A 21,113-nucleotide genomic window follows, 5' to 3' on the forward strand; every position below is an offset into this window, starting at 1 on the left:
CTGAAAACGGGGAATTTACAGGGAAGGATACACCAATGTGAGCAGGCTTACTTCTGAAACGCTTTTTTTAAGCTGATTCGGGAAATCAGCTCAGTCAGGGAGAGAACCATCGTGGAACGGACAACCTGTTGATAACGCAGCTTTTGCATCGCGTAAAGCTCAGGGTCGCTGTTATCAAAATGGGGAGCAGGGGGCAGCGCAGTAACGCAGTGCAGCTCGCCGAAGGGCCCCAGAATCTCATCGTCGGTAAAGGTATACTCGTTACCGTCATGATTGAGCTCTTCGCGCAGCGCCATTAGCAGCTCCGCATCTTCATACTCTTGTCGGTTGAGCACGCCAAGACCATAAATCAGCTTCAGACGCACGGATAGATCGCCCAGCGGTCCGTCTCCGTCCAGTAACGGTTCTACAGCATATTTTACCGCGTAGTCGTCTTTGCGAAACACCTGAAGCACCAGGATATTCACCGCCTCGGTTAACAGCTCGACGGCGGCAATCAGGAAACTTCGTACGGTTTTGCCAGCATTCAGACGCTCAAGCACACGATTTTCAAAGGCCTGGGTTTGTTCCATTATTGCCTGCATATCTGACAATCTGTAATCAGGGCGCAGGATTACCTGCGCCGCATTCTGCATCATTTGGTTGCGTTGTATGCGTTGACCGCCTCCGCAACCACGTCGCTGTTGGCGTCCAGACCGGAGATCTGCGCCAGCGCAGCCTGCGCGCCTTTATCATCAATCAGCTGAGCCAGCTCAATCGCCTGTGGGTCCTGCTCGCTGCGGTAGTGCATCGCTGCGGCAATCCCTTTCACCAGGTTGGCATGCGGCAGGCCGTATTCCAGCGTGCCCAGCAGCGGCTTAATCAGGCGATCGCCCGCGCTTAGCTTGCGCAGCGGCTGGCGGCCCACGCGCTCAACGTCATCTTTCAGATACGGGTTTTCAAAGCGACCGAGGATTTTCTGGATGTATGCTGCGTGTTTCTCAGCATCAAAACCGTAGCGTTTGATCAGCACCGCGCCGCTCTCTTCCATTGCCCCTTTTACCACCGCGCGGATCTTCTCATCGAGGATCGCGTCACGAATGGTCTGATGACCGGCCAATTTTCCGAGGTACGCGGTTATAGCATGCCCGGTGTTCAGCGTGAAGAGCTTGCGTTCGACAAATGCCATCAGGTTATCGGTTAATTCCATTCCCGGAATGGTCGGCAGCGCGCCTTTAAACTGGGTTTTATCGACGATCCACTCGCTGAAGGTTTCTACGGTCACTTCCAGCGGGTCGTTGGTCGCGGATTCGGAAGGCGGAACGATGCGATCCACGGCGGAATCCACAAAACCCACGTGCGCTTCAACCCAGGCTTTGTCTTCGTCTGCCACCGCGTTAAGAACGTGGCCTTTCAGCTGCGTAGTGCCGCGCACCATGTTTTCACAGGCGATGATGTTCAGCGGGGTGTCGATGCCCTGCGCTTTACGTTTTGCCAGGCCTTTTGCAACCGCAGGGGCGATTCGCTCAAGGACGACCGGACCCACGGCGGTGGTGACCAGATCGACGCTGGCGATCAGGTCAATAACGTCTTCACCGATGCTGCTGACCGCGTTGACGCCAGATACTGTCTCAACCTGCTCGTTTTCGCCCACCACATGGACCTGATAGCTATGACGGGCATTCAGGGCATCCAGGACGACCTGATTCACATCGGCGAATGTCAGGGTAATGCCCGCGTCTGCCAGCAGTTTACCGATAAAACCACGACCGATATTACCTGCGCCAAAATGTAATGCTTTCATAGTGTTAACCTTCATCAATGTTTTTACCCGAGAGGGCTGGGGTGAGGAACGTTTATCCCCTCACCCTAGCCCTCTCCCCGGAGGGAGAGGGAAGAGAACTTATTTGTTCAGCAGAGCCAGCACTTCTTCCACGCTGGTGGTATTGGCCAGACGCTCAATGACGGACTCATCGTCCAGCGCGTTGGTCAGGCTGGTAATCACCTGAATGTGCTCGTTGTTGCGAGCGGCGATACCAATTACCAGACGGGCGATGTCGTCTTCTTCTTCACCGAAGCGCACGCCCTGCGGATACTGACAGAATACGACGCCGGTTTTCAGGACGCGATCTTTCGCTTCAACCGTTCCGTGCGGCACCGCGATGGATTCGCCCAGGTAGGTTGGCGTCAGTTTTTCACGTTCCAGCATCGCGTCGACATATTCAGGCTGAACGTAGCCGCCTTTCACCAGCTGCTCACCGGCAAAGCGAATCGCGTCTTCTTTGGTGGCCGCGGTACGACCGAGGAAGATGTTTTCCGCACCCAGCTTAAACAGGTGTGCATTGCTCTCGTCAAAGCTGTCCTGCAGGCTGGAGCGCACTTTCACTTCGTTGTCTTCGTGACGCTGCGCGGCCACCAGACGTTCGGTCAGGCTGGTGTACAGGCCGCTGTCGAGGAAGTTGGTCAGCGAAATGTGCTGTGCCTGCGGCACCTGGCGCATGGCGCGTTCGGTCAGATCGCGGTGCGTGATGACCAGGTCAACATCCGGCGGCAGGCTGTTAATGGCGCTGTTGGTCACGGAGATGTTGGTCAGGCCCGCATCCTGCACTTTCTTACGCAGCACGCCTGCACCCATCGCGCTGGAACCCATACCGGCGTCGCAGGCAACGATGATTTTACGCACGTGGCTCAGGTCGTTAGAGACATCACCGGCTGCCAGTGGCGTCGCGCCTTTGGATTCGGCTTTCATGTCGTGCATACGACGGGTTGCGGCTTCGATGTCATCATCTTCTTTCACTTTGCTGGTTTTCAGCAGGATAGAAGAGACCACGAAGGAGACGGCCATTGCCGCAAAGATAGCTGCGAGGTTCGCGAAATAAGCGCCTTTTGGCGTCATCGCCAGTACCGCCAGGATAGAACCCGGAGAAGCTGGAGAAACCAGACCGCCGCCCAGCACGCTCAGGGTGAACACGCCGGTCATACCGCCGAGGATAACGGCCAGGATCAGACGTGGGTTCATCAGCACGTACGGGAAGTAAATTTCGTGGATACCGCCCAGGAAGTGGATGATCGCCGCACCGCCAGCAGACTGTTTTGCGCTACCACGGCCGAAGAAGATGTACGCCAGCAGAACGCCCATACCCGGACCCGGGTTGGCTTCAATCAGGAAGAAGATAGACTTGCCGAGATCGTGAGACTGCTGAATACCCAGCGGCGAGAAGATACCGTGGTTGATGGCGTTGTTAAGGAACAGGATTTTCGCCGGTTCAACGAAGATAGACGCCAGCGGCAGCATTTCGTGCGCCACCATGAAGTTAACGCCTGCCGCGAGAATTTTAGACAGCACTTCAACCGCAGGGCCAATGCCGAGGAACGCCAGAATGGCGAGGATCATCCCGATGATGCCCGCAGAGAAGTTGTTCACCAGCATTTCGAAGCCGGATTTGATCTTACCATCAACCCAGACGTCGAATTTCTTAATCGCCCAGCCGCCCAGAGGGCCGGCAATCATCGCACCGAGGAACATCGGCATATCCGCACCGACGATAACACCCATGGTTGTGATGGCACCCACTACGCCACCACGATCACCGCCCACCAGACGACCCCCGGTGAAACCGATGAGCAGCGGCAGGAGATAGGTAATCATTGGGCCAACAAGTTTCGCCAGCGTTTCGTTAGGCAACCACCCTGTCGGAATGAACAATGCGGTGATGATACCCCACGCGATAAACGCGCCGATATTTGGCATCACCATGTTGCTGAGGAAACGACCAAAGCTTTGAACTTTGATCTTGAAATCGGATGACATAAAACACCCCTTCTTCTGTTTACGCTAAGGCTTATGGCCCGAGGTTTATTGTTAATGAGGCGGCAGAGGTAGCCGGGCCCTGTTCTGATGCTGTGAAATCTGGCACTGAATCGTTCAACTGTCCAGACAGTGAAAATTTATGTGATTCATGTCACGTAAATGTGGGGGGTGAGGATATCTATGAGGTGATCTGAATCACAAAAACGATGGGCAAAAAAAATACGATGGCGAGAAAAAAAGCAAAACACACCCTTTTGTGTGATTGTTGTCACGTTTTGTTCTGGCGTGTTTGTTTCTGGATTGTGACTGATTTCACAAAATATTTTTATGCAGATTTCTCCGGCTGTGATCGACGGCAAACTCTGCTTCGCGTTTCAGCGCCAGGATGATATGGCACGACACGATAAGCCAAAAAACCACTTTTGATGTGTGGTATGGCGAAAAGTTAAAAGGTGGATTACGCTCATATTGTAAGGTTAAGTCTATTATTATTCAGGATATATTTTGACACGCTTATAAACTTGCATGGAGATATTATAAAAACCCATACTCCCCTGCTCGGAAATAATAAGCACAACCCCGTGTTTATAAAAAATTAATTAGGTTGCGTACCGTTTTATTAATTTAATGAGTTGACGTTGTTTAAGTGAGGAGAATATGTTTCTCAACTATTTTGCGCTGGGCGTATTGATTTTTGTATTTCTGGTTCTCTTTTATGGAATCATCGCCATCCATGATATTCCTTATAATATGGCTAAAAAGCGTAACCATCCGCATGCCGATGCCATTCATACGGCTGGCTGGATTAGCCTGTTTACGCTTCATGCCATCTGGCCATTCCTGTGGATTTGGGCCACGCTGTACCGCGAGGATCGCGGCTGGGGCATGCAAAACCACATCACAAAGCCTGATGAGGTCCCGGGCATGGATGCGCTGGCAAAACGCGTGGCCGAATTAGAACAAAAGCTGGCCGCGGTAAAGCCCGCTGCTGATAAGAACACGCTGGAGCGCTAATCATGGATCTGTTGATTATTTTGACCTACGTGGCATTTGCCTGGGCCATCTTTAAAATATTCCGAATTCCGGTCAACCAGTGGACGCTTGCCACCGCAACATTAGGCGGCGTATTTATTGTTGCCGGACTTATTCTGCTAATGAACTATAACCACCCGTATACGTTTACGGCGCAAAAAGCGGTTATTTCTATTCCAATCACGCCGCAGGTGACCGGTGTGGTCAGCGAAGTGACCGATAAAAATAACCAGCTAATTAAAAAAGGCGAAGTGTTATTTAAACTGGATCCAGGCCGCTATCAGGCGCGGGTCGACAGGCTTCAGGCCGACCTGGTGACCGCGACGCACAATATCGATAATCTGAAAGCGCAGCTGGCGGAAGCCGTTGCCAATACCACGCGCGTCTCCGCTGAACGCGATCGCCTCTATAAAGATTATCAGCGCTACCTGAAAGGCAGCCAGGCGAAGGTGAATCCGTTCTCTGAAAGCGATATCGACAACGCGCGGCAGAACTATCTGGCGCAGGATGCGCTGGTGAAAGGCTCCGTGGCTGAACAGGTGCAGATCCAAAGCCAGTTAGACAGCATGGTGAACGGCGAGCAGTCGCAGATTGCGTCGTTACGCGCCCAGCTTGCCGAAGCCAAATACAACCTGGATCAGACCGTGGTGCGTGCGCCGAGCGATGGTTACATCACCCAGGTGCTGATACGTCCGGGGACCTATGCCGCCGCGCTGCCTCTGCGTCCGGTGATGGTCTTTATCCCTGAACAGAAGCGTCAGATTGTGGCCCAGTTCCGCCAGAACTCGCTGCTGCGTCTGAAGCCGGGCGATGAAGCGGAAGTAGTGTTTAACGCGCTGCCGGGCCAGGTGTTCTCCGGGAAGCTCACCAGTATTCTGCCGGTGGTGCCGGGGGGAACCTATCAGGCGCAGGGCGCGCTGCAGTCGCTGACGGTGGTGCCGGGAACGGACGGTGTTCAGGCACTTATTGAGCTGGAACCCAACGCCGAAGTCGATGCCCTGCCGGACGGTATCTATGCCCAGGTGGCGGTCTATTCGGACCACTTCGCCCACGTCTCGGTCATGCGTAAAGTACTGCTGCGTATGACCAGCTGGATGCACTACCTCTACCTCGATCACTAATCCTTCCAGGGCAGGAATGCGACATGCAGACCTGCCCTTTTTTCATCGCTTGATCCATACTGACTTTTTTCCGGCATCAAGGATCAGGCAATGAAACTCATCGGCAGCTATACCAGTCCCTTCGTGCGAAAAATCTCGATTCTCCTGCTGGAGAAGGGGATTGAATTTGAATTCGTGAATGAACAGCCCTACAACGCGGAAAACGGCGTCGCGCAGTACAATCCGCTGGGAAAAGTGCCAGCGCTGGTCACGGACGAGGGCGAATACTGGTTTGATTCCCCGATTATTGCGGAGTATATCGAGCTGCTGGGCGTTGCCCCGGCAATGCTGCCGGCTGACCCAAAAGCGGCGCTGGCGGTGAAGCAAATTGAAGCCCTGGCCGATGGCATTATGGATGCGGCGTTAACCTCCGTGCGTGAACAGGCCAGGCCCGTTGCCCAGCAGTCGGAAACGGAACTGTTACGCCAGCGGGAAAAAATCAGCCGCAGCCTGGACAGGTGCGAACAGCTTATCCGGGAGGGAAAGATCGACACCGACAGCCTGAACCTGGCAACTATCGCCATCGCCTGCGCCATCGGCTATCTCAACTTCCGCCGGGTTTCCCCTGGCTGGTGCGTCGACCGTCCGCTGCTGGTGAAGCTTGCAGACACGCTTTTTAGCCGCGAGAGCTTTGCCCGTACCGAACCGCCAAAGGCTTGACGCGGGTTATAACACTTCGGCGTCGGAGGCGGTACAATCCCTCTACATGTTAACTCCCTCTCCCGTCGGGAGGGGGGAAGATATTTACTCGCCAGGCGCTTTCATGACTACTCATCGTTCGCTGTACAGCCAGATCCCCGCTACCGACCGTCTCCTTCGCGAGCCCCGCATTTATGCTGTTGTTGAGCGCTTCGGCCATACCGCGACGGTGGAAATGTTACGCCTGCTTCAGGACGAAGCCCGCTGCGCGATTCAGGCAGAAAACGCCTTGCCCGACTGGTGCAGTGCGTGGGAGCAGGAAGTTGAACAGCGGCTGGATGAGAAGGCGCAAAGCGCGTTACGCCCGGTGATTAACCTGACCGGTACCGTACTGCATACCAACCTCGGGCGAGCCCAGCAGGCGGAAGAGGCCGTTGCCGCCGTCGTGCAGGCCATGCAAGCGCCTGTAACGCTGGAGTACGATCTGGACGGCGCCGGACGCGGGCATCGCGACCACGCGCTGGCGGAGCTGCTGTGCCAGCTGACCGGCGCGGAAGATGCCTGCATTGTGAATAACAACGCCGCAGCGGTGCTGCTGATGCTGGCGTCCACCGCCAGCGGCAAAGAGGTAGTGGTGTCCCGCGGCGAGCTGGTGGAGATTGGCGGGGCATTTCGTATTCCGGACGTGATGCGCCAGGCGGGCTGTACGCTGCATGAAGTGGGCACCACCAACCGTACCCATGCGAAAGACTATCGCGCGGCAGTGAATGAAAATACTGCCCTGCTGATGAAGGTCCACACCAGCAATTATCATATTGAAGGCTTCACCAAAACGGTTGAAGAGGCGGAGCTGGCGGCGATTGGGCGCGAACTGAACATACCGGTGATTGCCGATCTCGGCAGCGGCTCGCTGGTGGATCTGAGCCTGTACGGGCTGCCAAAAGAGCCGATGCCGCAGGAGATGATTGCGGCGGGCGTTAGCCTGGTCAGCTTTTCCGGCGACAAACTGCTGGGCGGGCCGCAGGCCGGGATTATCGTCGGCAAGCGCGAGCTGATTGCGCAGCTGCAGCAGCATCCGCTCAAGCGCGCCCTGCGCGCCGATAAAATGACGCTTGCCGCCCTGGACGCTACGCTGCGGCTCTATCTCCACCCGGAGAAACTGGCCGACCGCCTGCCCACGCTGCGACTGTTAAGCCGCGATGCCGCCTCGATTCGCGCCCAGGCTGAACTTCTGCTGCCGCGCGTCGCCGCGCACTACCCCGATTTTGACGTTCGCATTGAGCCCTGCCAGTCGCAGATTGGCAGCGGTTCGCTGCCGGTGGACAGGCTGCCGAGTGAAGCGCTGACGTTCACGCCGCGTGACGGGCGCGGCGGCCATCTGGAAGCCCTGTCGTCGCGCTGGCGCGGTCTCTCGACGCCGGTTATCGGGCGGATTTACGATGGCCGAATGTGGCTGGATTTGCGCTGCCTTGAAGATGAAGAGCGATTTCTGGAGATGTTGTTGAAATGATTATTGCCACCGCCGGTCACGTTGACCACGGAAAAACCACGTTACTGCAGGCCATTACCGGCGTAAACGCCGACCGCCTGCCGGAAGAGAAAAAGCGCGGCATGACCATCGATCTGGGCTATGCCTACTGGCCCCAGCCTGATGGCCGCGTGCTGGGCTTTATTGATGTGCCGGGGCATGAAAAGTTTCTGTCCAACATGCTGGCGGGCGTGGGCGGCATCGATCATGCCCTGCTGGTGGTGGCCTGCGATGACGGCGTGATGGCGCAAACCCGCGAGCACCTGGCGATCCTCCAGCTGACCGGTAACCCGCAGCTGACCGTGGCGCTGACCAAAGCCGATCGCGTGGATGACGCACGCGTCAGCGAGGTGCGCGAAACGGTACAGGCGACCTTGCGGGAGTATGGTTTTGCCGACGCGTCGCTATTTGTCACCGTGGCGACGGAAGGGCGCGGTATCGACGAACTTCGCCACCACTTACAGCAGCTTTCATCACGCGACCACGCCAGCCATCATCGTTTCCGCCTGGCCATTGATCGGGCGTTTACCGTAAAAGGTGCGGGGCTTGTGGTGACTGGTACGGCGCTGAGCGGCGAAGTGAACGTCGGTGATACGCTCTGGCTGACGGGCGTGAACAAACCGATGCGCGTGCGCGGGCTGCACGCACAAAACCAGCCCGCAGACCGCGCCCACGCCGGGCAGCGGATCGCGCTGAACATTGCCGGGGATGCGGAAAAAGAGCAGCTTAATCGCGGCGACTGGCTGCTGGCCGATGCCCCACCTGAACCGTCTGAACGCGTCATCGTCTCCCTGCAGGCAAACGTGCCCCTGACCCAATGGCAGCCGCTGCATATTCACCACGCGGCCAGCCATATCACCGGGCGCGTGTCGCTGCTGGAAAACGATCTCGCCGAGCTGGTATTCGATTCACCGCTCTGGCTGGCAGACAACGATCGTCTGGTTCTGCGTGACATTTCTGCAAGGGAAACGCTGGCCGGGGCGCGCGTGGTGGCGCTTAACCCACCCCGACGCGGCAAGCGTAAACCTGAATATCTGCAGTGGCTGGCCGCGCTGGCGCAGGCCAGAGAGGATAACGCCGCGCTGCGGGTACACCTCGATCGCGGTGCGGTGAGCCTGCGTGATTTTGCATGGGCACGCCAGCTGAGCGGGGAAGGCTTACGCCAGCTGACCCAGGAGCCGGGCTTTATTCAGGCCGGAGACAGCCTGCTCAATGCCCCGGTTGCTGCGCAATGGCAGCGTAAGATACTGAACACGCTTGCGACTTACCACGGACAGCATCAGGATGAGCCTGGCCCGGGGCGCGAGCGTCTGCGGCGCATGGCGCTGCCGATGGAAGACGATGCGCTGGTGCTGCTGCTGATTGAAAACATGCGCGAAAGCGGGGCGATTAAAAGCCACCACGGCTGGCTGCATCTGCCGGATCACAAGGCCGGATTCACCGCAGAGCAGGAGGCGATATGGCAAAAAGCAGCCCCGCTGTTTGGCGATGAGCCGTGGTGGGTTCGCGATCTGGCTCGCGAAACCAACACCGACGAACAGGTGATGCGTCAGGTATTGCGCCATGCGGCGCAGCAGGGGCTAATAGTCGCGATCGTGAAAGATCGTTATTACCGTAACGATCGTATTGTGGCATTTGCCAACCTGATCCGCGAGCTGGATCAGGCGCGCGGCTCGACCTGCGCAGCGGATTTCCGCGATCGGCTGAACGTGGGGCGCAAGCTGGCGATCCAGATCCTGGAGTATTTCAACCGCATCGGCTTTACCCGCCGTCGCGGTAACGATCATCTGTTGCGCGATTCGTTATTATTTCCTGAAACTCCGTGACCTCCGTCGTAAACACCGTTACCGGTTGGCGAGAAAATCGCCAGCCGGAACTACCCTTGTTGTACACCAACAGCAAGGAGACGGACATGACAAACAATCCTCCCTCATCGCGTATCCAGCCCGGCGAGTATGGTTTTCCCCTCAAGCTGAAGCCTCGTTATGACAACTTTATTGGCGGCGACTGGGTAGCTCCCGTCGACGGCGAATACTATTCCAACCTGACTCCCGTTACCGGCCAGCCGCTGTGCGAAATTGCCAGCTCCGGCAAGCGTGATATAGACCTGGCGCTGGATGCGGCGCACAAAGCGAAAGAAAAATGGGCTCACACCTCCGTGCAGGACCGGGCGGCGATCCTGTTCAAAATCGCCGACCGGATGGAGCAGAATCTGGAGCTGCTGGCGACGGCGGAAACCTGGGATAACGGCAAGCCGATACGGGAAACGATGGCGGCAGACGTGCCGCTGGCCATTGACCACTTCCGCTATTTTGCTTCCTGCATTCGCGCTCAGGAGGGAGGAATAAGCGAGGTAGACAGCGATACCGTGGCGTATCACTTCCACGAACCGCTGGGCGTCGTCGGGCAAATCATTCCGTGGAACTTCCCGCTGCTGATGGCGAGCTGGAAAATGGCGCCCGCGCTGGCGGCGGGAAACTGCATTGTGCTCAAACCGGCGCGTCTGACTCCGCTCTCAGTGCTGCTGCTGATGGAAATCGTTGGCGATCTTCTGCCGCCGGGCGTGATTAACGTGGTCAACGGTGCGGGCGGGGAGATAGGGGAATATCTGGCCACCTCAAAACGGATCGCCAAAGTGGCGTTTACCGGGTCGACGGAGGTGGGCCAGCAGATCATGCAGTACGCCACGCAGAACATTATCCCGGTGACCCTCGAGCTGGGCGGGAAATCCCCGAACATCTTCTTCGCAGACGTAATGGAGGAAGAGGATGCCTTCTTCGATAAAGTACTGGAAGGGTTTGCGCTGTTTGCGTTTAACCAGGGCGAAGTCTGCACTTGCCCAAGCCGCGCGCTGGTGCAGGAGTCCATCTATGAGCGCTTTATGGAGCGGGCCATTCGCCGCGTCGAGTCTATCCGCAGCGGTAACCCGCTCGATAACGCCACGCAGATGGGGGCGCAGGTCTCGCATGGACAGCTGGAAACTATCCTCAACTACATCGACATCGGCAAGAAAGAGGGGGCGGATATTCTCACCGGCGGGCGTCGTAAGGTACTCGGTGGGGATCTGCAGGACGGGTATTATCTGGAGCCGACGATCCTGTTCGGTCAAAACAACATGCGCGTCTTCCAGGAAGAAATTTTCGGACCGGTACTGGCCGTGACCACCTTCAAAACGATGGAGGAGGCGCTGGAGATTGCCAACGACACGCCGTATGGTCTGGGAGCAGGCGTCTGGAGCCGCAACGGTAATCTGGCCTATAAAATGGGAAGAGGCATTCAGGCCGGGCGCGTCTGGACCAACTGCTACCACGCCTATCCGGCGCACGCGGCATTTGGCGGTTATAAGCAATCGGGCATCGGGCGTGAAACCCACAAGATGATGCTGGAGCATTATCAGCAGACGAAATGTTTGCTGGTCAGCTACTCCGATAAGCCGCTGGGGCTGTTTTAATCACCCAGCTCAGGCCGTCCATGCACGGCCTGAGCAATTTGCTGGCGCAGGCAGTTCAGAACGCCATCCAGTACGTATTGCACGCGCCAGGGCTGGTATTCGCGTTTGCGGAAGATGGCCGTCAGATCGAGCCACCACTCTTCCTGATGCGGGAAGCAGGGGACCAGCATCCCTTGCGTTAATTCTTTTTTCAGACTTTCTTTTGGTGCAAAAACAATCCCAAGATTATTTCTTGCCAGCTCCAGAGCCGTCTGCGTATTGTCGCAAATATAATTACCGGTCACCCGGTAGTCATGCACGTCATCGCTGCCGTGCACTCGGAAACGCCAGATGTTGGCATCATCAACCAGCATGGAGTCAATGAGAATACAGGAGTGATTAATTAAATCTTCCGGTCCCGTTAAGGGGTGTTTATTTAAATACTCCACGGTTGCGAAGGCCGTAACGGAATATTGTGTCAGAACGCTGGCAACCAGACTTTCGTCTTTAGGCTGCGTATAAGTAATTAAAATGTCGCAGTCATCCGGAAAGGAAACGCCTTCTGAAAATTCATTCCGGTCCAGATTGTAGGTTTTCAAAGAGATGCGAATGTCACCGATGTCTTCTATCTGATGGATCACGTGTCGCGCGAGGTAGGTCACGATGCCGGTTGGGGCATAGATCGTCACTTTTCCGCGCTTTTCGTGCTTATAATCCGCAATGAAATTCACAAGCTGGCTGTTCTTATCCAGTGTTGCATTAACGTAAGGGAGCAACGCTTCACCAAACTGGGTCAGGGCAAGCTGGCGCGTGGTGCGCTCAAAAACCTTGAGTCCAACCCGCGTTTCAAAATCAGACAGATATTTACTGACGTTGGCCTGCGCCATGCCCAGCAGGGCGGCGGCATCACCAATGCTGTGGGTGGCTGCAATGACGGAGATAATTTTTAATTCGCGTGGTTTTAGCTGTAATGTACTCATCATGCACACCCATCTATATGATTTTATATATAATATTATATAAACCGCAGCGTTGCATTGGCAATTTTGTAACCATTATTATGCGCCTCGCTTGTTTGGCATTTAAATGGATTACATAGAATGACTATTAAATACAATTTACTCATCGCGGCCACGTTATTTGCATCAACGTCTGCCATGGCTGGTGATTTTTCACTTGGAGCGGGGGCTGTATTTAATGAGTCTCCTTACAAAGGCTATAACGAAAATACTACCGCAGTACCGTTAATTAGCTACGAAGGCGATCGCTTTTATGTTCGCCAGACCACGGGTGGATGGATCCTGTGGAAAGACGCAAAAAATGAACTCAGCCTGACCGCAACGTGGATGCCGCTGCATTTCGATCCTGATGACAACGACGATCATCAGATGAAGCAGCTTGATGAGCGTAAAGCATCTGCGTTCCTCGGTGGGGCGTACTACCGTCACGAAAGCTGGGGGTCGCTGAAAGTGGCCGTTTCTGGCGATGCGATGGATGAAAGCGGCGGCGTGGTGGGCGAGGTATCGTACTTCCGTCCGATCAAAATGGAGCGCCTGACCCTGACACCTTCTGTTGGTGTTTTCTACAGCGACGAAAGCTATAACGACTATTACTACGGCGTATCCGGCAGCGAGTCTCGCCGCTCCGGACTGGATAAATACACCGCTGGCGACAGTTGGACGCCATACGTTGGCCTGGCGGCTAAATATCAGTTAACCCAGAATCTGTACCTCAACGCCAGCGCGGTTTACACCGTGTTGCCTGACGACGTGAAGAACAGCCCGATGATCGACCGCGACGACAGCTTCGCGCTGATGACCGGCCTGACCTGGCGTTTCTGATGCGGTAAAGCCGGGGGCAGGTTCGCCTTACCCGGCCTACGATCGTGCCTGTCGAGCAGTTCCTGCTGCATATCCGGGATCTGAATCGGCTAGCATATGCCTCTCTACTGCTCCGCAATGGGCAAGATCTACATGGCGTTGAGATCCAACCTTTGACGCGGAATACCATCACTGAACTGAGCGCCATGTATGATGAGCTGGTGTTTGATATCCACGGCCGCGTTCCGTATGCGATCTCAAAAGAGCTGGGTTTTAACGTACGAGAGGCGTAACAGATGAACCGATTTATCATGGCGGATGCGGAAAAATGCATCGGGTGCCGCACCTGTGAAGTGGCCTGTGCGGTTGCGCATCAGGATGACTTGACCGCAGAGGCTTTTACCTCTCGCCTGCGGGTGGTGAAGGGGGACGCCTACACTACGGCTGTGGGTTGCCATCAGTGCGAGGACGCCCCTTGTGCCAATGTCTGCCCAACCCATGCCATCAGACGTACGGCAGTCGCCTGGCTTGTTGAGCAGACGCGCTGTATTGGCTGCAAGAGCTGTATGGTTGCCTGTCCGTTTGGGGCGATGCAGGTGCGTCTGGATGGGGGTAAGGCACAAGCGCTGAAATGTGATTTGTGCCTGCATCGCGAAGGCGGACCGGCCTGCGTGGAGGCCTGTCCAACCCACGCGCTGCGCTGTGTTGATCCTGCCAGTCTTCGGGCTGAAAAGCTTACTGCATTTTATTGAAATTCCAGGTAAACGTCAGGCTGTAGCGCCAGTCTCTGTTGCGACTGTCTGTCGGAACATCCCCGACGGGTCTTGCCGCCTCAAGCGTGATGCTATAGTGGCGCGTATCGCCTACCATCACGCCGGTAGCTACTGACCCGAGCCGTTGGTGGGGCAAACCGGGCGTGTTAAACCAGGTTTGCGCGATATCGGCCAGGATATAGGGCTGGATGGTGGCAAGCCAGGTGCTCTCTTTTCGCATCTGGATATAGCGCAGTTCTACCTGCCCGCCGTAGCCGTAGTCACCGCTTGCTTCACTGTCCTGATATCCTCGGCCAAAGCGCTGGGCACCGAAGCTAACGCGTTCGGGCTCGGGCAACGTGTTATTTGACCAGTCTCCCTCCCAGGAGGTTGATAGCCGCCATTTATCGGCAAACAGCCAGGCTGCGTCCAGATAGCTTTTCGTGAGCGTAAAATTAATATCGGGCCTGGGGGCCGAGACGATATCGGCACCCATCGCATCAATACCCTGACGAACGTTGAGTCGGCCGCTGATGCTGGCGGTTGTGAATTGATGTGCACCGTTGATGCCGACTTCCAGGGCGGGATAACGCGCGTGCTGATTGACGGAGTCAAGGCTATAGGTTTTGCCCTGCAGTCTGGCCTGCAGAGCATAATCATCCTGGCGGTCGGTGTAATCAAAACCGCTGGTCAGATTAATTTGTGATTTTTGCGTCAGCAGCAGGGGATAGCCAAACGTCACGCCGCCGTTGTATTGCGTTGTTTTTTGCTTCGAATCGACGCTGATATTATTCGGCAAAGAGAGCAGGGGAGAAAAATCTCGCGGCTCTTCATGGTAATAGCTGCCTTTGAGCTGCATCGTCAGCCCTTCATCGTTTAAAAACTGCTGCCAGTTGAGCCCGACATAGTTTTTTCGCGTGTGGCTATCTAACGGCACAAGCGTGGCAACGCCAAGCTGATCGCCATAGCTTGTCATGTTGCTGAGCGTGCCGTTCAGCATCATTAAATCTTGCCCTTTACGGGTATCGATCGTCGAGGCGATATTCCAGCTCCGCTCCTGGTTGCCGGTTATTTGCATCGCCGCCGCGCCATAGATATTGGTTGGCAGCTGCGCGTTAGCCGTAACCGGAACGTTCGGGGTGCGCGTCATCAGCTGGCTGTAGCGGTCGAACGTATCCTGTGAGAGCGGTTTTTCCGCCATGATTTTTTCGGACAGACGTTTAAGACGTTCAGCGATGTGGGGGTTATTACTGGTGATGTCGCTATGAGCGACATAGCCTTCAACCAGAACAATTTTAATATTGCCCTGCTGGAAATTATTATCGGGCAGCCAGGCATAAGAGAGCGGAAAACCGTCAGCCTTGTAGCGCGCCGTAATATCGTTTACCAGCCCCGTGAGCGTTTTTAGCGGCACGGTTTTTCCGGCGTAAGGTCTGAAGGGCTGAAGTAATTCCTTCAAGGAATAACGCGTGCCGCCAATAAACTGAATGTGATTAATGGTAATGGGCGTTTCAGGCGTCAGCGTTGACTTCGGTTTTTCTATTTTGACGGTCGGCTGTTGAACGGCTTCAGTCTGTTCGGGGGCAACGTTACGAGAAACTTGTGCCGGGTTATCGGGGTTAATAATAGAGGGCAGAGTATCGGCGCGGGCCATGCTCAGCACAACCAGCCCCGTCAGCGAAAAAAGGAAGTGGTGTTTCATCGCGCAATCCCTGTTCGTCATCCCCGGTTGGGGTAAGTGTCGCTGAATAAAGCGCCCCTGAACCAGGGGCGCAGACAGGCAATAAAAGGATTACTGTTTTGACGTCAGTAGACTCGTGGTTAACGTGTTGAGCCCATTAATCGGGTTTGTCGTAGATGTATTTTGGGTTGTGCCTGCATTGGCCGTTACACCCGCCGTCAGCGTATTGAGGGTGGTATTGACCGTTGTGCTCAGGCTATTGTTTGTGGCTGTCACATTGGCATCGGCCGTCAGAGATCCTGTGCCGCTGCCTCCGGTGGTTGATGTGGGTTTCACTAGCGTACCGCTATCCGTGACCGTCTGGCCGACATTTTGAACGACCTGACCGACACCGCTAAGCCCGCTATTGCTGCTGCTAATGTTGGTCCCTACGCCGCTGACGGTGCCACCCACCTGGGTCAGCAGACCGTTGACCGGTGTGCCGAGACCCGTTGTGGTGCCTACGGTTTGCGTCACGCCTTGTACTCCGCCCAGCGTCTTGTTAGCCAGGGTCGTGGTATCGGTTGTTACCTGAGTGACTGCAGGGCTGCTTACCGTGTTGGTGAGACCCGTGCCGGTGTTACTGACCAGTTGCCCGGAACTGTTTACCACGCTGCCCGTCAGGCCCGTTACGCCGCTGACCGGTGTTCCGGAAGTGGAACTCGCCAGACCCGTGCCTACCGTTGAAACGGTATTGCCGAGGGAGGTGACCGACGTGGTCACGCCTTTAACCGTTGTACCCACACCGTTCGGGTTGTTTGGATCGCCAACGCCAGTCGTGACGCCTGTCCCCACGGTGGACACGGCACTGCCAACACCGCTGACGGTGGTTGAAACGGTTGACGTGACGGGATTATTTGTTTGAAGCTGGCTTCCGAGGCCATCCACAGTGGATCCGACGCTGGTCACGGTTTTACCAGCATCACCCAGTATCGTATTTACGCCTGCGGTAGTTGTTCCTCCACTGCCCCCTGAGCCTGAGCCTGAGCCTGAGCCTGAGCCTGAGCCTGAGCCCGATCCTGAACCAGAACCCGTTCCGTCACCAGCGCCTGTCCCGGTACCTGAACCCGTTCCGGTGCCCGATCCGTTGCTGCCCGAACCGCCATTGCTCGCGGTTGTGCCACTTCCATCATCTGAGCCGCTGCTGCTTCCCGTTGCAGGGTTATTTTTGGCTGTTGAGTGAGATCCGCCACCGCTTCCACTACAGGCAGAAAGAGAGAACGCGAGCAGTACCGCAACAGCAATAGCGCTGATGCGACTAACATTATTAGGTAGCATATGAATACTCCACGCAAAAGAACGCCGAGCGGCGTATTAGTGAGTATATGCAGTATTTTTAAATATGCATGAAAGTGGCTGAAGAAGGTATTTTTCTTCGGTGTAGGTGGTTATTTAAAATAACAATAAGTTAGGGTGTTTAATCGGTGCTTAATTATTGAGAGAGTAGTTAGCGGGCGTAAATTAAAGGAATATTCCTAAGAAAACTCAATGGGGATGATAAATGAATCGCTACAGGGTATATCCTTATTGTAAGATTCAGATCGCGGAAAAATAAGGCTCTTCATTTGAAGAGCCTAATTATTTAACAATTGCCTTCGAGCCAGGCTTTTTCGATTTCTTCGGCGAGAATTTTAACCCCCGCTTCGATTTTTTCCGGGTCGGGGACGTAGTTCATGCGCATGCACTGATGGGTATGGGGCCATGGCTTATCCAGTCCCGGGAAGAAATAATCGCCCGGAACCATCAGCACGCCGCGCTTTTTAAGGCGCTGGTAGAGCAGTTCAGTAGTGATAGGCAAATCCTTAAACCACAGCCACAGGAAAATCGCTCCTTCAGGCTTGTGGATCAGGCAGCGTTCTTCCGACAAATAGCGGCGAATTGTCGCGATTGTTTCCTGAACGCGCTGGTAATAGAAAGGCTTAATCACGTCATTCGACAGACGCAGCAGATCCTTGCGTTTGATCATCTCGCACATCATCGCCGGGCCAATGCCGCCCGGTGAAAGGCTGATAATACCGTTCATATTGGTAATGGCGGTGATGATTTTCTCATTGGCGATGATGATGCCGCAGCGGCTGCCCGGCAGGCCCAGCTTAGAGAGGCTCATGCACAGGACAATGTTCGGGTTCCACAGCGGACGTGCTTCGCTGAAGATAATGCCCGGGAACGGTACGCCGTAGGCGTTATCGATTACCAGCGGAATGCCGTGCTGATTTGCCAGTGCATCCAGCTTCATCAGCTCGTCATCGGTGATCACATTGCCCGTTGGATTAGTCGGGCGCGATACGCAGATCATGCCCGTCTCTTCACCAATATGCAGGTGTTCAAAATCGACGTGATATTTGAACTGGCCTTCCGGCAGCAGCTCGATGTTCGGGCGCGCGGAGACGAACAGATCCTCTTCCAGGCCGGAATCGGCATAGCCGATATACTCCGGCGCCAGCGGGAACAGCACTTTTTTGGTGGTGCCGTCGGCGCGACGCCCTGCGAACAGGTTAAACAAGTAGAAAAATGCGCTCTGGCTGCCGTTTGTTAGTGCAATATTCTGTGGTTCGATATCCCAGCCCAGCTCGTCACGCAGCATTTCGGCGAGGAGTGCCAGCAGTTCGGTTTTACCCTGCGGGCCGTCGTAATTGCAAAGCGCATCGGTTGCTTTGCCGCTTTCCAGCATCTGAGCGAGCAGCGTCTGGAAATAGGTCGTCATCTCCGGAATTTGAGCCGGGTTTCCGCCGCCGAGCATGATTGCGCCCGGTGTGCGCAGCCCGTCGTTGAGGTCCTCCATCAGGCGAGTAATGCCTGAATGGCGGGTAAATTTGTCGCCGAAAAGTGAAAACGTCATAGCAGGTGATCTGTCGAGCTTATTTTGAAAGTGGGTAACCATAACGCTAGCACCGTGCTGGTGCAAATCGGGTGGTGTGGTCGGATTTGTTGTTTTATAGGGCGAGAGTGGGTTTGTGTAGTGAATAGTTCTGGAGCTCCTCCCCTCTCTCCATGGGGAGAGGGTTAGGGTGAGGGGGATGATCTACTGATTCCCCGCCCAGACGACCATCACCTTATCGCCATCATGTTCACGTACGAAGCCATATCCCTCTTTCAGCGACAGCGTGGTTTGTTTGCCTTCACCTATCGCCGGGTGGCGGGCGCGGAACTGACCCAGCGTTTGCCAGTGGGCGACGGTTGAGGCCTGCTTGCCCGTAACGTCCTGCCAGTTCATATCCGAACGGGTGCCCTGCAGCGGGTCGGAGCCTGTTGGCCCGAATGGACGCTCAGACTCATCCCCGTAATAGATTTGCACGCTGCCCGGCGCCAGCAGGAGCAGCTCCGCCGCGCGCTGGCTCCCTTCGCGGAACAGACGCGTATCGTGTGATGAGAGATAGCTCAGCACGTTGAAGTTTTGCAGCTTTTCCGCCATCTGCTGCCAGGTGAGATCCATATCGGCCAGGCAATCCACCGCCTTTGCCGCCTGCTCCTGATAGTCAAAGTTAATCATCGCGTCAAAACCGTGACGGTAATAATCGCTCTGCAACACCCCGTGGCCCCAGGATTCCCCGGTCATCCAGAACGGTGCGTTGTCGATCTTTTTGTCCGGGTGAGCGCCTTTCCAGGCGGCCAGCGCCTGGCTTGCCTGGTCTTTCAGCTGTTTCCAGGCCGCAAGCTCAACGTGTTTCGCCGTATCCACCCGAAAACCGTCGATGCCGTAGTCACGTACCCACTGGCTGAGCCAGTGGGTCAGGTAGTCGCGCGGGGTATAGCCCGGAATCGCTTTCGCGTGGGTATCGGGCTTGTATTGATAGAAATTGGGCAACCCGGAAGGGACGGTGGATTCCGTTTTCAGATCGGGTAAAAACGCCAGCGACATTGTTAAATCATCAAAACCGGGGTTGTCGTAATCACCGATGTCGGTGCGGATCCACTTTTTACCCCACCATTTTTCCCATGCGGCTTTATCGCCGAAGTTGATGTAGTCGTTAAAGCTGTGCCAGCTTTGTCCCGCGCCCGGCTTCCAGTCCGTCCAGCGTTCTCCCAGCGTCTTTTTCAGCTCGTCACTCTGCAGGTACAGGGCTCCAAACTGATACTCCTGCATGTCTGCAAGCGTGGCATAGCCAGCGTGGTTCATAACGATATCGAACAGAATGCGGATCCCGCGCTTGTGCGCTTCGTCGACAAGATGGCGTAAATCATCTTCGGTGCCCATGTTGGCGTCGAGTTTTGTCCAGTCCTGGGTGTAGTAGCCGTGATAGGCGTAGTGAGGAAAATCTCCTTTGGTGCCACCGCCGACCCAGCCGTGGATCTGCTCAAGCGGGGAGCTTATCCAGAGCGCGTTCACTCCCAGCTGCTGTAAATAATCGAGCTTGCCGGCGAGCCCCTTGAGGTCGCCACCGTGGAAAGTGCCAATCTCCTGCATGCCGTCTTTATGGCGACCGTAGCTGTTGTCGTTACCCGGGTCACCATTAGCATAGCGGTCGGTCAGCACAAAATAGACGGTGGCATTTTGCCAGCTAAACGGCGCAGGCCTGTCGGTTTCGGCGCGCTCAAGCAGCAGCAGGCCGTTACTGTTGACGGCTGGCTGCAGAGTGATGTTTCCATTCTGCACCGTCGTCGTCTGTTTACTGTAGTAGTCGCGCACGACGGAGCCTTCCGGGAAGGTATGGCTGACGTCCAGCGTCAGCGGCTTACCGTCCCACTTCGGACACTGACGGATGACGTTTGCAACCGGCTGTTCTGCGGCGCTCTGAATCGTCAGCAGCAGGGTGGGCGTGCCGGAGCGGGTATCAATCCGCATCTGGTATTCACCGTCGCGGAAAAGGCGCCACTGCGGCGGCGTGCCGTCACAGGGCTTGAGCGACAGCATCTCATTGAGTTTTATCGCACCTGTAGGCTGCCAGCACGTCTTGTCAAAACTCAGCGTAAGAGGACGCGTACCCTTCGCAAGCTTTGCCTGGCTGGTGAAGACCCCGGTGCCTTCGGCGCTAAATGCGCTAAACCCTGGCGATGACCAGTCGGCATGCGCCAGTGCGGGTAACATCAGAAAGGCTAATGCGGTACGTTTCATTCCTTTTTCCTGTCGCGGCATTTTTGACCAGTGTGCCATCAGGCGAGGGGCAAAAACTCATCCCCTGTCGGTTTCTGCCAGGAGGATGCGTGAGGATGAGTGATCTCGCGCAAAATTAGGTAGTTATCTGCGATAGCGCACACAGTTTTTGTGGAATGATATTTTTATGAGCAAGTTTCAGGTGACATA

Annotated in this window: 17 protein-coding genes and 1 pseudogene; 9 read left to right on the plus strand and 9 right to left on the minus strand. The window is 55.5% G+C overall.

The genetic code is table 11. The features are described 5' to 3' along the window. Nucleotides 1-47: 47 nt before the first annotated feature. The 3 genes from mtlR to AB3N39_RS00675 all read right to left on the minus strand — a co-directional run bounded on the left by mtlR (nucleotide 48) and on the right by AB3N39_RS00675 (nucleotide 3,790). Nucleotides 48-638, minus strand: coding sequence for a mannitol operon repressor MtlR (mtlR, locus tag AB3N39_RS00665; RefSeq protein WP_115876689.1), 591 nt, complete (start codon nucleotides 636-638; stop codon nucleotides 48-50). Then, the gene (gene mtlD, locus AB3N39_RS00670) at nucleotides 635-1,783 is read right to left on the minus strand and encodes a mannitol-1-phosphate 5-dehydrogenase (protein WP_127729151.1); all 1,149 of its coding nucleotides are present in this window, start codon (nucleotides 1,781-1,783) and stop codon (nucleotides 635-637) included. The genes mtlR and mtlD overlap by 4 nt, the downstream gene beginning before the upstream one ends. A gap of 99 nt (nucleotides 1,784-1,882) precedes the next feature. After that, nucleotides 1,883-3,790: a PTS mannitol transporter subunit IICBA gene (locus AB3N39_RS00675; RefSeq protein ID WP_045337118.1), complete on the minus strand. Its 1,908-nt coding sequence runs from the start codon at nucleotides 3,788-3,790 to the stop codon at nucleotides 1,883-1,885. Between the two features lie 657 nt (nucleotides 3,791-4,447). Between AB3N39_RS00675 and AB3N39_RS00680 the strand changes: the two genes are divergently transcribed. The 6 genes from AB3N39_RS00680 to aldB all read left to right on the plus strand — a co-directional run bounded on the left by AB3N39_RS00680 (nucleotide 4,448) and on the right by aldB (nucleotide 11,600). Continuing rightward, a complete protein-coding gene (locus AB3N39_RS00680) occupies nucleotides 4,448-4,804 on the plus strand; it encodes a DUF3302 domain-containing protein (protein WP_024906600.1) in 357 nt (118 codons plus the stop codon). A 2-nt stretch (nucleotides 4,805-4,806) separates the two neighbouring features. Then, the gene (locus tag AB3N39_RS00685; RefSeq protein WP_115876687.1) at nucleotides 4,807-5,943 is read left to right on the plus strand and encodes an HlyD family secretion protein; all 1,137 of its coding nucleotides are present in this window, start codon (nucleotides 4,807-4,809) and stop codon (nucleotides 5,941-5,943) included. Nucleotides 5,944-6,033: 90 nt separating this feature from the next. Beyond that, nucleotides 6,034-6,642 (plus strand): glutathione S-transferase, encoded by a 609-nt coding sequence (locus AB3N39_RS00690; RefSeq protein ID WP_133293528.1) that lies wholly within the window; start codon nucleotides 6,034-6,036, stop codon nucleotides 6,640-6,642. Between the two features lie 103 nt (nucleotides 6,643-6,745). After that, complete coding sequence (gene selA / locus AB3N39_RS00695) at nucleotides 6,746-8,131, plus strand: L-seryl-tRNA(Sec) selenium transferase (RefSeq protein ID WP_133293529.1); 1,386 nt, start codon at nucleotides 6,746-6,748, stop codon at nucleotides 8,129-8,131. Continuing rightward, nucleotides 8,128-9,975, plus strand: coding sequence for a selenocysteine-specific translation elongation factor (gene selB, locus AB3N39_RS00700; RefSeq protein ID WP_367896998.1), 1,848 nt, complete (start codon nucleotides 8,128-8,130; stop codon nucleotides 9,973-9,975). The genes selA and selB overlap by 4 nt, the downstream gene beginning before the upstream one ends. An 86-nt stretch (nucleotides 9,976-10,061) precedes the next feature. Next, nucleotides 10,062-11,600 carry an aldehyde dehydrogenase AldB gene (aldB, locus tag AB3N39_RS00705; protein ID WP_127729157.1) on the plus strand — a complete coding sequence of 513 codons (1,539 nt, stop codon included), beginning with the start codon at nucleotides 10,062-10,064 and terminating at the stop codon, nucleotides 11,598-11,600. On the opposite strand, the gene AB3N39_RS00710 is transcribed toward aldB, so the two are convergent. Continuing rightward, nucleotides 11,597-12,562 carry a LysR family transcriptional regulator gene (locus AB3N39_RS00710; protein ID WP_325814391.1) on the minus strand — a complete coding sequence of 322 codons (966 nt, stop codon included), beginning with the start codon at nucleotides 12,560-12,562 and terminating at the stop codon, nucleotides 11,597-11,599. The genes aldB and AB3N39_RS00710 overlap by 4 nt on opposite strands. A gap of 117 nt (nucleotides 12,563-12,679) precedes the next feature. Between AB3N39_RS00710 and AB3N39_RS00715 the strand changes: the two genes are divergently transcribed. The 3 genes and pseudogenes from AB3N39_RS00715 (at nucleotide 12,680) to AB3N39_RS00725 (ending at nucleotide 14,151) form a co-directional block, all read left to right on the plus strand. After that, nucleotides 12,680-13,420: a MipA/OmpV family protein gene (locus AB3N39_RS00715; protein ID WP_133293532.1), complete on the plus strand. Its 741-nt coding sequence runs from the start codon at nucleotides 12,680-12,682 to the stop codon at nucleotides 13,418-13,420. Nucleotides 13,421-13,504: 84 nt separating this feature from the next. Next, nucleotides 13,505-13,668: pseudogene (locus AB3N39_RS00720) on the plus strand (IclR family transcriptional regulator); the annotation flags it as partial. A gap of 27 nt (nucleotides 13,669-13,695) precedes the next feature. Next, the gene (locus tag AB3N39_RS00725; protein WP_367896999.1) at nucleotides 13,696-14,151 is read left to right on the plus strand and encodes a 4Fe-4S dicluster domain-containing protein; all 456 of its coding nucleotides are present in this window, start codon (nucleotides 13,696-13,698) and stop codon (nucleotides 14,149-14,151) included. On the opposite strand, the gene AB3N39_RS00730 is transcribed toward AB3N39_RS00725, so the two are convergent. The 5 genes from AB3N39_RS00730 to AB3N39_RS00750 all read right to left on the minus strand — a co-directional run bounded on the left by AB3N39_RS00730 (nucleotide 14,135) and on the right by AB3N39_RS00750 (nucleotide 20,924). Beyond that, nucleotides 14,135-15,853, minus strand: coding sequence for a ShlB/FhaC/HecB family hemolysin secretion/activation protein (locus AB3N39_RS00730; protein WP_367897000.1), 1,719 nt, complete (start codon nucleotides 15,851-15,853; stop codon nucleotides 14,135-14,137). The two genes, AB3N39_RS00725 and AB3N39_RS00730, sit on opposite strands and share 17 nt — an antisense overlap. A gap of 90 nt (nucleotides 15,854-15,943) precedes the next feature. After that, nucleotides 15,944-16,780, minus strand: a complete 837-nt coding sequence (locus tag AB3N39_RS00735) for a collagen-like triple helix repeat-containing protein (protein WP_240741466.1) — start codon at nucleotides 16,778-16,780, stop codon at nucleotides 15,944-15,946. A gap of 29 nt (nucleotides 16,781-16,809) precedes the next feature. Continuing rightward, entirely contained in the window at nucleotides 16,810-17,136 is a 327-nt protein-coding gene (locus AB3N39_RS00740; protein ID WP_367897001.1) for a hypothetical protein, read from the minus strand. Between the two features lie 317 nt (nucleotides 17,137-17,453). Further along, complete coding sequence (avtA, locus tag AB3N39_RS00745) at nucleotides 17,454-18,710, minus strand: valine--pyruvate transaminase (protein WP_133293536.1); 1,257 nt, start codon at nucleotides 18,708-18,710, stop codon at nucleotides 17,454-17,456. A 183-nt stretch (nucleotides 18,711-18,893) separates the two neighbouring features. Beyond that, entirely contained in the window at nucleotides 18,894-20,924 is a 2,031-nt protein-coding gene (locus tag AB3N39_RS00750) for an alpha-amylase (protein ID WP_367897002.1), read from the minus strand. Nucleotides 20,925-21,113: the final 189 nt, after the last annotated feature.

The sequence above is a fragment of the Enterobacter vonholyi genome (genome assembly GCF_040834095.1).
In the GTDB taxonomy this organism is placed as follows: Bacteria; Pseudomonadota; Gammaproteobacteria; order Enterobacterales; family Enterobacteriaceae; genus Enterobacter; species Enterobacter vonholyi.